At 69.2% G+C, this 12,315-nt stretch carries 13 protein-coding genes; 7 read left to right on the top strand and 6 right to left on the bottom strand.

Annotation, left to right across the window (positions count from 1 at the left end; translation table 11 throughout):
• The first annotated feature begins 93 nt into the window (after window positions 1-93).
• The 5 genes from AC3WRI_RS21630 (at window position 94) to AC3WRI_RS21610 (ending at window position 3,751) form a co-directional block, all read left to right on the top strand.
• The gene (locus AC3WRI_RS21630) at window positions 94-1,035 is read left to right on the top strand and encodes a 2-hydroxyacid dehydrogenase (RefSeq protein WP_492294059.1); all 942 of its coding nucleotides are present in this window, start codon (window positions 94-96) and stop codon (window positions 1,033-1,035) included.
• 71 nt (window positions 1,036-1,106) lie between these two features.
• Window positions 1,107-1,301 (top strand): DUF1059 domain-containing protein, encoded by a 195-nt coding sequence (locus tag AC3WRI_RS21625; protein WP_010811536.1) that lies wholly within the window; start codon window positions 1,107-1,109, stop codon window positions 1,299-1,301.
• 211 nt (window positions 1,302-1,512) lie between these two features.
• Entirely contained in the window at window positions 1,513-2,286 is a 774-nt protein-coding gene (modA, locus tag AC3WRI_RS21620; RefSeq protein ID WP_010811535.1) for a molybdate ABC transporter substrate-binding protein, read from the top strand.
• 18 nt (window positions 2,287-2,304) lie between these two features.
• Window positions 2,305-3,015: a molybdate ABC transporter permease subunit gene (modB, locus tag AC3WRI_RS21615; RefSeq protein ID WP_058696992.1), complete on the top strand. Its 711-nt coding sequence runs from the start codon at window positions 2,305-2,307 to the stop codon at window positions 3,013-3,015.
• Window positions 3,016-3,028: 13 nt separating this feature from the next.
• Window positions 3,029-3,751: an ATP-binding cassette domain-containing protein gene (locus AC3WRI_RS21610; protein WP_058696993.1), complete on the top strand. Its 723-nt coding sequence runs from the start codon at window positions 3,029-3,031 to the stop codon at window positions 3,749-3,751.
• Here AC3WRI_RS21610 and AC3WRI_RS21605 read toward each other — a convergent pair.
• From AC3WRI_RS21605 to AC3WRI_RS21590, 4 genes are all read right to left on the bottom strand, one after another.
• Window positions 3,721-4,260, bottom strand: coding sequence for a class IV adenylate cyclase (locus AC3WRI_RS21605; RefSeq protein WP_439668590.1), 540 nt, complete (start codon window positions 4,258-4,260; stop codon window positions 3,721-3,723). The two genes, AC3WRI_RS21610 and AC3WRI_RS21605, sit on opposite strands and share 31 nt — an antisense overlap.
• An 18-nt stretch (window positions 4,261-4,278) precedes the next feature.
• Window positions 4,279-4,878: a LysE/ArgO family amino acid transporter gene (locus AC3WRI_RS21600; RefSeq protein WP_492294058.1), complete on the bottom strand. Its 600-nt coding sequence runs from the start codon at window positions 4,876-4,878 to the stop codon at window positions 4,279-4,281.
• A gap of 96 nt (window positions 4,879-4,974) precedes the next feature.
• Window positions 4,975-5,769 (bottom strand): TOBE domain-containing protein, encoded by a 795-nt coding sequence (locus tag AC3WRI_RS21595; RefSeq protein ID WP_010811530.1) that lies wholly within the window; start codon window positions 5,767-5,769, stop codon window positions 4,975-4,977.
• 84 nt (window positions 5,770-5,853) lie between these two features.
• On the bottom strand, window positions 5,854-8,139 hold the full coding sequence (locus AC3WRI_RS21590; protein ID WP_439671311.1) for a DUF3141 domain-containing protein: 2,286 nt from the start codon (window positions 8,137-8,139) through the stop codon (window positions 5,854-5,856).
• A 343-nt stretch (window positions 8,140-8,482) separates the two neighbouring features.
• Between AC3WRI_RS21590 and AC3WRI_RS21585 the strand changes: the two genes are divergently transcribed.
• Together AC3WRI_RS21585 and AC3WRI_RS21580 are read left to right on the top strand one after the other, a co-directional pair.
• The gene (locus tag AC3WRI_RS21585; protein WP_492294070.1) at window positions 8,483-9,445 is read left to right on the top strand and encodes a phosphate acetyltransferase; all 963 of its coding nucleotides are present in this window, start codon (window positions 8,483-8,485) and stop codon (window positions 9,443-9,445) included.
• Between the two features lie 47 nt (window positions 9,446-9,492).
• The gene (locus AC3WRI_RS21580) at window positions 9,493-10,728 is read left to right on the top strand and encodes an acetate/propionate family kinase (protein ID WP_454749302.1); all 1,236 of its coding nucleotides are present in this window, start codon (window positions 9,493-9,495) and stop codon (window positions 10,726-10,728) included.
• Window position 10,729: 1 nt separating this feature from the next.
• Here AC3WRI_RS21580 and AC3WRI_RS21575 read toward each other — a convergent pair whose 3' ends face one another.
• Together AC3WRI_RS21575 and AC3WRI_RS21570 are read right to left on the bottom strand one after the other, a co-directional pair.
• Window positions 10,730-11,551, bottom strand: coding sequence for a tyrosine-protein phosphatase (locus AC3WRI_RS21575; RefSeq protein ID WP_439671309.1), 822 nt, complete (start codon window positions 11,549-11,551; stop codon window positions 10,730-10,732).
• A 50-nt stretch (window positions 11,552-11,601) separates the two neighbouring features.
• A complete protein-coding gene (locus AC3WRI_RS21570; protein ID WP_010811526.1) occupies window positions 11,602-11,847 on the bottom strand; it encodes a hypothetical protein in 246 nt (81 codons plus the stop codon).
• Between the last annotated feature and the right edge of the window lie 468 nt (window positions 11,848-12,315).

The following is a 12,315-nucleotide window of genomic DNA, read 5'->3' as shown; positions in this document are numbered from 1 at the left end:
GCGCAACTTGCGCGCGCACGCTTTGCCAGCTCCCTGCGCATGAGGGGCCCCTTGCGCTACCATTGCCCGTCCCCTCCTTGCATCCCGCATCCCATGCCTGCTCCCCAGATCCTCCAGGTCGGCCCGCTCGCGCCGCGGACCAATGCCACCCTGCAGCAACACTACGGCGCCGCCGCGCTGTGGCAGCAGGCCGATCCGATCGCGTGGACGCGCAGCGAGGGCCAGCAGGTGCGCGTGGTGGTGACCTCGGCGCGCCACGGCTGCAGCGCGGCGCTGATCGATGCGCTGCCGCGCCTGGAAGCCATCGTCAGCTTCGGCGTGGGCTATGACGCGATCGCGCTGGATGCGGCCCGCGCGCGCGGCATCCAGGTCAGCAACACACCCGACGTGCTCAACGACTGCGTTGCCGACCTGGCCTTCGGGCTGCTGCTGGACGCGGCGCGCGGCATCGCCCATGGCGACCGCTTCGTGCGCGCCGGGCGCTGGCCGCAGGGCGGCTTCCCGCTGACCACGCGCGTGTCGGGCAAGAAGCTCGGCATCCTCGGGCTGGGCCGCATCGGCGAGATCGTGGCGCGCCGCGCGCAGGGCTTCGACATGGAGATCGCCTACAACAACCGCCGCCCGCGCGAGGGCGCGCCGTGGCGCTTCGAGCCGGACCTGAAGGCGCTGGCGACATGGGCCGACTTCCTCGTGGTGGCCACCGTCGGCGGGCCGTCGACGGCCGGGCTGGTATCGCGCGAGGTCATCGACGCCCTCGGGCCCAGGGGCATCCTGGTCAATGTGTCGCGCGGCAGCGTGATCGACGAGGCGGCAATGGTCGAGGCTCTGGTTGACGGGCGCCTGGGCGGCGCCGGCCTGGATGTGTTCCAGGACGAGCCCAACGTGCCGCCCGCACTGATGGCACTGGACAATGTCGTGCTGGCGCCGCACATGGCCAGCGGCACGCATGAAACGCGCGCCGCCATGACCGCGCTGACGCTGCAGAACCTGGATGCATTCCTGGCTGACGGCAGAGTGCTGACGCCAGTGCTGTAGACGGCTACCGCCGTGCCTATACTGGATGCACCGGCTCCAGCCCACTCTGCGGGCCGGCGTCAGGAGGCATCATGGCACGCAAGTTTATCGATTGCCGCGAGTTCCCGAGCGACACCCACTGCACGGTGGCAATGAGCGCCGACAGCGAAGACGAACTGCTCGAAGCCGCGGTCCAGCACGCGGTAGCGGTGCACCAGCATCAGGACACCCCTGAGTTGCGCACCCAGTTGAAGTCATTGTTCAAGGATGGCATGCCGCCGGCGTGAAACCGGCACGGCTGGCGCCCGGGGGCGCCGGCTCCCACCACTGGGGCTCATTCGCAGTCCCTGATACAGCACTTAAGCCACGTCGAATACCCATGACGGCCGTCATGGCGCATCATTGACGTAGCGCTATATACAGACGTATATTGCGCGTGACAGTCCACCCGCACAGGCCTTGCCACACATGCCGGCTGGCCGATTCCCGAGGATTCCGATGTCTGCCCTCCGTTCCTGCCGCCGCGGGTTCCTGCTGGCCGCTTGCGTCGCCACGCTGGCGCTGGCCGCGCCGCCTGCCTTTGCCGCCGACCTGGTGGTGTCCGCGGCATCCAGCCTGACCAATGCCTTCAAGTCGCTGGCCGAGTCGTTCGAGCGCGCCCATCCCGGCACGCACGTGGTGCTGAACTTCGGCGCGTCCGACGTGCTGATGCAGCAGATCATCAAGGGCGCGCCGGCCGACGTGTTTGCCTCGGCCGACCAGGAGGCAATGAACAAGGCCGAGGCCGAGAAGGTGATCGCGCCGGCCTCGCGCCGCAACTTCGCCGCCAACCAGGTGGTGCTGATCGTGCCCGCGGACAGCAAGCTGGCCATCGCCTCGCTGCAGGACCTGACCCGCCCGGAAGTGAAGCGCATCGCCTACGGCAACCCGGCCTCGGTGCCGGTGGGCCGCTACACCCGCGGCGCGCTGGAAGCGGCCGGGCTGTGGGACGCCGTGGCCGCCAAGGGCGTGCCGGCGCAGAACGTGCGCCAGAGCCTGGACTACGTCGCGCGCGGCGAAGTCCAGGCCGGCTTCGTCTTTGCCACCGACGCCGCGGTGATGCCGGACAAGGTCAAGGTGGCCGTGCGCGTGCCAAGCCGCACGCCGGTGACCTACCCCATCGCCATCACCGGCCAGACGCGCCAGCAGAAGGAAGCGGCGCAGTTCGTCGACTACGTCGCCTCGCCGGAAGGCCAGGCCATCCTGTCGCGTTTCGGCTTCCAGAAGCCCTGACGGAACGCTGCGCGCACCATGGACGCCGTCTGGGTACCGCTGCTGCTGTCGCTGAAGGTGGCCGGCTGGGCCACCGCGCTGAATGCCGTGCTCGGCGTCGGCGCGGCCTGGGCGCTGGCGCGCTGGCGCTCGCCGCTGCGTGACGTGGTCGATGCGGTGCTGACGCTGCCGCTGGTGCTGCCGCCCACGGTGCTCGGCTATTACCTGCTGGTGCTGGTCGGGCGCCGTGGCATCTTCGGTGAGTGGCTGGCGCGCCTGGGCATCGAACTGGTCTTCACCTGGCAGGGCGCGGTGCTGGCCTCCACCATCGTCGCCTTCCCGCTGGTGCTCAAGTCAGCGCGCGCCGCCTTTGAAGGCGTGGACCATCAGCTGGAAAACGCCGCCCGCGTGCTGGGCGTGCCCGAAGCCGGCATCTTCTTCCGCGTCACGCTGCCGCTGGCCGCGCGCGGCATCATCGCCGGCGTGCTGCTGGCCTTTGCCCGCGCGCTGGGCGAATTCGGCGCCACGCTGATGATCGCCGGCAACCTGCCCGGACGCACGCAAACGCTGTCAGTCGCCATCTATGAGGCGGTGCAGGCCGGCGACGACAACACCGCCAACCTGCTGGTGCTGGTGACCTCCGTCACCTGCGTGCTGCTGCTGGTGGTCGCCGGGCGCCTGGTGCCGGCCGCCGCGCGCAATCCCGCTGAACTCTATGAACGCCGGCGCCTGCGCCCGCGCATCCGCTAAGCCGGGACCCGCCATGAGCATGCACGTCAGCATCCGCAAGCAGATGGTCTCGGCCGACCGCCACTTTGCACTGGATATCGATTTCGATTCGGCCAGCCGGCGCATTGCGCTATTCGGACCCTCGGGCGCCGGCAAGAGCCTGACGCTGCGCGCCATCGCCGGCCTGCTGGCACCGGACAGCGGCCGCATCGTGCTGAACGGCCGCACGCTGTTCGATGCCGACGCCGGCATCGACGTGCGCCCGCAAGAGCGCCGGGTGGCCTACCTGTTCCAGGAATACGCGCTGTTCCCGCACCTGACCGTGGGCCAGAACATCGCTTTCGGCCTGTCGCGCGGCTGGCGCAACCCGCGCCGCGGCGCCGTGCATCCGGAAGCGCAGCGCTGGATCGACGCCTTCGGCCTGGCCGACATCGTCGGCAACTACCCGGCGGAGATCTCCGGCGGCCAGAAGCAGCGCGTGGCACTGGCGCGCGCGCTGGTGGCGCAGCCCGACATCGTCTTGCTGGATGAACCCTTCTCCGCGCTCGACCCCGCGCTGCGCGCGCGCATGCGCGCGGAGTTGCGCACGCTGCAGGCCAGCCTGGATGTGCCGATGCTGGTGATCTCGCACGATCCCGCCGATGTCGAGGCGCTGGGCGACCACGTGCTGGAAATCCGCGAGGGCCGCATCTTCGGCAGCGGCACCAGCCGCCACCATCCGCCGGTCTACGCGCCGGTGTCGGCGCGCGTGGCCTGAGCCGCGCGCAGCAGGTCGACGTAAGCGCCTTCAATCAGGTTGGACGCGGGAATGCCCAGCCGCGCCAGCAATGCGTGGGCTTCGGCCACGCCGTTCTCCAGGCGCTCGTCTTCGGCCAGCACCACTTCCAATTCCAGGAAATCGCCAAGGTCCTCGACCCGGTCCAGGTGCACGCGCGTGCGGCCAGCCAGGTACAGCGTGCGCAGCTTGCGCACCCGCCCGCCCTCGCCATGCGCCGCGGCCAGCGCCGCGCGCAGGGTATCCGGCGATCGCGTCGGCGACAGGATATAGAAGCTCTCCTTCGGCCCCGCCTCGTCGGCACGCGCATAGAAGATCAGCTCGCCGCGGTCGGGCGCAAACTCGCGCAGCTTGAGCCGGCCGTTGACACAGGGGAAGAAGGTATCGTCCTGGCGGATGTATTCGGGACCGCTGTCGGCCAGCGCTGCCGCATGCGGCAACACGGCTTCGATACTGTCAATGCGGGCCTTGATCTCGACGTTTCCTGGCATGCGTCTGTCTCCTTGCAATCAGCCCAGCAGCAGCCGCGCGGCAATCACCCACATGGTGATGCCGATCACCACTTCCAGCACCTGCCACGCACGCGACCGCGCAAACACCGGCCGCAGCAGCGCCGCGCCATAGCCCAGCGAAAAGAAGAACAGGAACGACGCGGTCATGGCACCCGCGGCGAACTCGCGCGCGTTCCCTGCGAACTGCGTCGACACCGAACCGATCAGCATCACCGTATCGAGATACACATGTGGATTGAGCCAGGTGAACGCCAGGCACACCGCCAGCGCGGCCCCAAGCGGCCGCGGCGCGGCGTCGCTGGGATCCAGCACCGCGTTCGAGCGCCACGCGGCCAGGAAGCTGCGCGCGCCATACCAGATCAGGAAAGCCGCGCCGCCGTAGCGCATCGCCGCACCCAGCCAGGGCAGCTCGCGGATCATCACGGCAAAGCCGGAAACGCCCAGCAGGATCAGCAGCGCATCGGAAAGCGCGCACACCAGGCAGACCCAGAACACATGCTCGCGCCGCAACCCTTGTCGCAGCATGAAAGCATTCTGGGAACCGATGGCAAGAATCAGGGAAAGACCGAGGGAGAAGCCGGCCAGGGCGGCGTGCATTGGATGTGGAACGGCTGTTTTTTTGGGTGGCTATTATTGCACGCCGGGGGCAGCCGCCATGCCCGCCCATCTTCCCATTCCTGCCGCAGGACTACCTCACGCCACTACACCCAGGATCACGCTTGACGCCTTGAACACCGCCAGCGCAGCCACCCCCACCTGCAGCCCCAGCGCTTCCACACTGCCATTGGTCACGATCGCCGCAACCGTACCGCCGCCGTCGAGTTCGATCACCACCTCGGCATTCACCGCACCCGGCATCACGCGCGACACCACGCCCGGCAGCTGGTTGCGCGCCGACAGCCGCATCCCCGGATCGGGCAGCCCCACCAGCACCGAAGATGCCTTGATCAGCGCAAACGCCTCCGCGCCCTCGGCCAGGGCCAGCGTCTCGACGCTTTCATGCGTGATGGTGGCAACGATCTGCTGCCCGCCGGGCAGTTCCAGCACGACCTCGTCATTGACCGCGCCGCCGCGCACGCTGGCCACGCGCCCGAACAGCTTGTTGCGTGCACTGGTCTTGATCATCATTCGCCTCATCAGGTGGATATCGTCGGCCGCCCCCTCGCCCAAGAGCGACAGCTGTGCGACAAAGCGCTGGTGTTCGCCTTCCAGCGCACGATAGGTGCGGATCAGTTGCTCGCCGCGCGCGGTCAGGTGCGTGCCGCCGCCGCCCTTGCCCCCGGCGGCGCGCACCACCAGCGGCTCGCCCGCGCTGTTGTTCATGGCATCGATGGCGTCCCACGCGGCCTTGTAGCTGATGCCGACCGCGCGCGCGGCTGCGGTGATCGAGCCGTGTTCGCCGATGGCGGCGAGCAGCGCGATGCGGTCCTTGCCGCCCCAGTCTTGCGAGCCGGAGCGGAACCAGATGGCTCCCTGAAGTTCAAGCATGGATGTCGGGTGCCGGTGGCCGGCACCGCAATGGAGTCCGAGACGCGGCTATGGTAATCCGAATTGCGGATCGGTCCGGCGCACTCAGTCCTGGTGCGCGGCCTCATCCCCCTTGGCTGAGTCGGCAACCTCGCGCGGATGACCCGTCCCCATCACTTCGGCGACTTCGCGATAGCGCCCCAGCCGCTCGCCTGACAGCGGGCCGCCGACCGTCATCACGCGATGCGCCGCCACCATCAGCTTGCGGCGGGTCTCGCGGTCCGGCACCAGTGCCGGCAGCGCCCGGATCGCGCGCTGCGGATCCAGCCTGACGATAAAGCTCTGCTGGCGCACCGCGGTCTTGAACGCGGCCAGGTCGGCCTGGCCGCCGGATTGCCCGGTGGCTTGCTGCTGTTCGCGCGCGATACGACGCAGCAGGTTGAACGGCCGCTCCTCGATGGCGCTGGGGCGATCGGCAACGTAGGCCAGCACGCGCACAAAGGCCTCCAGCGTGCCACCCTGCCCGATCGCCGCCTCGGCATCATGCAGCCGGCGCGCGGCCAGCTCCTTGCGCAGCGCCACAGTCACGGGCGACTCCAGGTTGACCGGCGCCGGCGCGCGCAGCCCCACCAGCGCCGCCATCGCCGGCGAAGCGTAGATCGCCTCGAAGGCCCGCTCGTACCAGGCATCGCGCAGGTCGCGGAACTGGTCGAGCGCGCTGACGATCTGCGCCGAGGCCGCGTGCTCCAGCGTCAGCAGCGGATTGTCCGCCGATACCGGCGCGCGATGCTCGCGCACCAGCGGCGCCAGCGCGCCGATCCACGCCATCCATGGGTTCACGTCGGTCGCCAGCTCGCGCTCCAGCCGCGCGGGATGCAGCGCGCGCAGCCACTGCGCGCTCAGTTCGTTGGACATGGCGCGTACCCACGGCGAGGCGAAGGTGTCGTAGATATGCTGGTTGACCTCGGCCACGCGCCGCACCACCTCGAAGGCGCGCTCGTCGTCGCGGCCGTCGTCCAGCGCCAGGATGTCGGCAATGCCGCGGCGCTCGAAGCGCATCAGGTAGCGCCCTTCGACCAGGTCGCGGTGCCGCAGGTCGGGCGCGACGTCTTCGATCTTCGCCTCGTACAGGCCCGGCGGCAGCACGTCGATCAGGTCCAGTGCGCAGAACAGTTCGCTGTGCTCGCGGTTGGCCACGCCCGCGGAGACAAAAATGCCGAGGTGGCCCACGGTCGGGTGCAGGCAGTAGACGATCACCTGGTCGTTGGCGACCAGTTCCTCATCGCTCGCGTACAGGTCCGGGATCCAGTTCAGCGCCTGCTGCGGCGGCGTAATGTTGTCTCCCCAGGAGGCAAAGATGATCACCGGCGAGCGCACGTTGCGCAGGTCCACCACGGTCTTGCCGTCGGTGCTGCGCACCTCGCCCGCGGTGAGCCGGTTGCCGACGAACAGCTTCTGCACGATCCAGTCGATCTCGGCGCGGTTCATCAGGAAGTGGCCACCCCACCAGCGCTCGAAGTCGAGGAAGCGCGGGCCTTCGGTGTCGGCCTTCGCATAGACGTCGTAGAGCTTCTCCCACAGTGTATTGGCGGGATTGAGCTGTTCGAAGTTCTCCACCAGCCAGGCGCCGTCGAAGCGGCCATTGCCCAGGTCAGCAATCAGCGAGGCCAGCCACGAACCGCCCAGCAGGCCGCCGCTGTAGCGCATCGGGTTGCGCCCGCGCACGCCGGACCAGTACGCCAGCGGCGCGCCGGCCAGCAGCAACGGGCCGGTGCGCTCCGGCGCCACCGCGGCCAGCATCATCAGCGCCCAGCCAGCCTGGCAGTTGCCGATGATGAAGGGCTTGCCCGGTGCATCCGGGTGGCGCTCGCCAACGATCTGCAGGAAGGCAGCCTCGGCGCGCGCCACCGATTCGATGGTCTGGCCCGGGCAGGGCTCGTAGAAGAAGGTGATGAAATAGCACGGATGACCGGTGCGCAGCGCGATGCCGATCTCGCTGTCGGCCTTGAAACCGCCGATGCCCGGGCCGTGGCCTGCGCGCGGGTCGATCACCACGAAGGGGCGCAGGGCGGGATCTGTCGGGCTGTCCGCCGGCGGCACGATGCGCAGCAGCGCGTAGTTGGCGGGTTCAGGCAGCTGGCGGCCATCGGCCAGCAGTTCGTGCTCGAACACCAGCACGGGCGGCATGCCCTCAAGCTCATGCTCGGCGGACTCGTTGCCGCGCTGGCGCAGGATGTCGAGCAGCAGCACGGTGCGCTGCCAGGCGTCCAGGGCGTATTCCAGCGCCGGCTGTGCCAGTGCCGCGAACGGGTTGGCGTGCGCGGACAGACTGGTAGCGGTCGAGGTGGCGCTGCTGTCCCGCGGCAGGTCGGCGCGTTCGCGTGCGGTCATTCCACTCCCCTGGTTGGCGCCCCGTCCGGCGTATCCGCGCGCTTGGCGGCGCGGCCGGAGTGACGCATGTTGCTCTGCAACAAAACCAAGCGTACCAGCCGCTGCCCTGCGGTGCAACCCAGAGACTGGTTGCGCGCAATGCCACACTGTTAGCGCACCGCGCGGTCATCGACTGGAAAGAATCGTCGCCTATACTGGCGCAGGGCACTTTGCGCACCGCAGCAATCGCGCACCCGCGCGCGGCCGGCGCCAGGCTCGACGCAATGACGCGGGCCGGGTACCCTAGCCGCTGCCTCGCTTACGGAACATCGTCATGACCGCTGCCTCGCCTGCCACGTCCGCCATGTCCGAACTTGCCGCGCCCGCCGCAGACGCGCCGGACAAGTACGCCACGCTGCTGGCGCGCTGCGCGGGGCTGCCGCCCATCCCAACCGCGGTGGCGCATCCGTGCGACGCCGCCTCGCTGGGCGGCGCGCTGCAAGCGGCGGAACTGGGCCTGATCGTGCCGATCCTGGTGGGCCCTGCCGCGCGCATCCGGCAGGTGGCGGCAGAGCACGGCATGGCGCTGGGCAACACCATCGTCATCGACACGGCGCACAGCCACGCCTCGGCCGAACGCGCGGTCGAAGCCGTGCGCGCCGGCGACGCCGAACTGCTGATGAAAGGCAGTCTGCATACCGACGAACTGCTGCACGCCGTCACCGCCACGGCCAGCGGGCTGCGCACCGGGCGGCGCCTGTCGCACGTGTTCGCGATGGACGTGCCGCGCTACCACAAGCCGCTGTTCATCACCGATGCGGCGGTCAACATCTTCCCCACGCTCAATGAGAAGGCCGATATCTGCCGCAATGCCATCGACCTGCTGCGCGTGCTGGGCATCGAGCGGCCCAAGGTGGCGATCCTGTCGGCAGTGGAAACCGTCACCGACAAGATCCCCTCCACCATCGACGCCGCGGCACTTTGCACCATGGCACGGCGCGGCCAGATCACCGGCGGCATGCTGGACGGCCCGCTCGCCTTCGACAACGCCATCAGCCGCGAAGCAGCCATCACCAAGGGCATCGACTCCGACGTGGCCGGCGACCCCGACATCCTGCTGGTGCCGGACCTGGAAGCGGGCAATATGCTGGCCAAGCAGCTGACCTTCCTGGCCGGCGCCGAAGCCGCCGGCATCGTGCTGGGCGCGCGCGTTCCCATCATCCTCACCAGCCGGGCCGACAGTGTGCGCGCGCGCATCGGCAGCTGCGCCATTGCCGTGCTGCTGGCCCATGCGCGCCGCAGCGCCGCAGCCGCGGCGCAGGTCTGAGCCATGCCCGTGCAGCCCTTGCGCAACCACTTGGGAGTCCATCCAGCGTGCCCGCCATCCACCCCGCCGTGCATCCCGTCATCCTCGTTGTCAACGCCGGCTCATCCAGCGTCAAGGTCTCGGTCTACGCCGTGCCCGACGCCGCGCATGGCAATGCCGACATCAACCCGGTGCTGAGCGCGCACGGCCAGATCGAGGGCATCGGCGTGGCGCCGCGCCTGACCGCGCGCATGGCCGACGGGCGCGTGGTCGCCGACGAGACCTTCCCGCAGGCCCAGGTGGCCGACCACGACGCCGCCTTCCGCCTGGTGCGGCTGGTACTGAGCGTGGGCCTGCGCGACAACCCGCCGGTGGCGATCGGCCATCGCGTGGTGCATGGCGGTGCCGACTATGCGCAGGCCGTGCGCATCGACGACGAGGTGATCGCAAAGCTGGAAGCGCTGGTGCCGCTGGCACCGCTGCACCAGCCGCACAACCTGACTGCAATCCGCGCGGTGCGCGAGGCTGTGCCGGACCTGCTGCAGGTGGCCTGCTTCGACACCGCCTTCCATGCCGGCCACGACGTGCTGGCGCAGCTGATGGCGCTGCCCTACGCGTACTACGAGCGCGGCATCCGGCGCTATGGCTTCCACGGGCTGTCGTACGAGTACATCGCGCGCCGGCTGCGCCAGGTCGCGCCCGACCTGGCCGAGGGCCGCGTGATCGTGGCCCACCTGGGCAACGGCGCCAGCCTGTGCGCCATGCGCGACGGCCGCAGCGTGGAAAGCACCATGGGCCTGACCGCGCTCGACGGCCTGCCCATGGGCACGCGCTGCGGCTCGGTCGATCCCGGCGCACTGCTGTGGCTGGCGCAGCAGGGCATGAAGCCGGCCGAGATCCAGACGATGCTGTACCAGGAATCCGGGCTGAAGGGACTGTCAGGCGTGAGCAGCGACATGCGCGCGCTGCTGGCCAGCGATGCGCCGCGCGCGCGGCTGGCGCTGGACTTCTATGCCTACCGCGCCGCGCAGGAGATCGGCAAGCTCGCCACCACGCTGGGCGGCCTTGACGCGCTGGTGTTCACCGCGGGCATCGGCGCCAACTCGCCGCCGGTGCGCGCACGCATCTGCGAACACCTGGCGGGGCTGTTCGGCATCGCGCTCGACGGTGGCGCCAACGGCGAGAACAGCCAGCGCGTCAGCCGCGACGACAGCCGCGTGCCGGTGCTGGTGCTGCCGACCGATGAAGAAGGGATGATTGCGCTGAACACCGCCCGCATCCTGCGCGAATGCGGGCAGCTCTGAGTCAGCCTGCCAGGTAGTGCCCGCGCAGCTGCGCGACGTCCACTTCGAGCGCGTCGCGCAGGTAGTTGTCGACGCTGCCCCAGCCCGCGTCGATGGCCTGCATCGACGCATCGAGATAGCTGGCGCGGACTTCCAGCAGCGGCGTCATCACCGCGGGGGCCACGCCAAGCCCGGCCATGCGCGCCAACGCAGTCTGGTTGAACTGCGCATTGCGCTGGTTCGACTCCAGGTAGTTGGCCAGGATATCGTCCTGCGCCACGCCCAGCGCCGCCAGCAACAGCAGTGCGGCAAAGCCGGTGCGGTCCTTGCCGGCGGTGCAGTGGAACAGCAGCGTCTTGCCGCCTTGCGCGGTACGCATGAAGCCGGCAAAGGCCTCGCGGTAGCGCACCGGGAAGTCGCCGTAGACCTCCAGCATGAAGGCATCCATCTGTGCCGGCGTGCTGGCGCGCAGGCGCGGCATCAGCACATCCATCGCCATGCTGCCCTCCAGCACGGGCGCCGCCACCCAGTGGAAGCGCTGGCCGAAGGCGGCCTCTTCAGGCGACTTCTCGCCGGGCGAACGGAAATCCACCACCATGTCGAGCCCGAGCGTCTGCAGCCGCTCCAGGTCCGCCGCGCTGGCCAGCGCGGGGTTGCCGCTGCGGTACAGGCGCCCCTGGCGCACGCGGCGTCCGCCCGCGCCGGCCAGGCCGCCCAGGTCGCGCGCATTGCTGATGGTGTCGAATGCCAGGTCATGCCGGCCCTGCACGCTGGCCGCGGCCGGAGCCTGCGGCACGACGGCATGGGCGGACAGGCATCCTGCGCGTTGAAGCCACTTGATCATTGTTCTTTCCTGATTGTCCTTGCGATGCAGGCCGATGCTGTGCCGGCGCTTCAGCGCGCGCGGTACGCCGGCACATGCCAGCGCAGGTGGCAGCCGGCGATATAGCGCCGGTCCAGCCGCGCCACCAGCTTCCACACCGTCAGCGCACTGGCATCGATATCGACCCACGCCCACGGGTGCTTCGGGTCGCCCGCTTCCACCAGTTCCACCGAACGGATCTTCGCATACCGCGCCAGCGCCTCGCGCAGTGCCGCCGCGTCCAGGCCTGCTTTCAGTCCACGTACTAAAACCTTCATGGTCGGCTCCAATTATTTCAGATCACTCCCGCTCATGCATCACCCGGCCGGGGTCATGGTGGCGCGCTTGCGCACACACCGCCGCCAGACCTTATGTGGCGAGCTTCTCACTGGTATGACGCCTGCTGCGGCGCGGGTATCCATTGATCACACGTGGACTTGATCTTGCTCATGGCGGGCGGAAATAGCTTGGAATCGCCCTCGACAGGGCCGGCTGCCGGTCGGAAAATTCCTATCATGTCGAACGCGGCGGCCACGCCAGCAGCGAGGCCGCTCCGGGCACACCGCACACGGATGCCGTCTCGCGACCGACACCTGCCTGTCCTGCCGGCCGCGCTGTGCCAGCGCCGGCGCGCCGCACTGTCTGCCGAGAGCCGTCCGAGCCAGGTGCACCCGGGTACCGAGCAGGATCACCAACCCAAAGGATGCCGGCAATGACAGATACTTCCGCCTCCCCCCCTTCCGCCC

This window comes from Cupriavidus sp. FW305-27 (assembly GCF_058787995.1).
The sequence above is the reverse complement of the archived record's forward strand: the minus strand, read 5'-3'. Positions and strand labels throughout refer to the sequence as shown.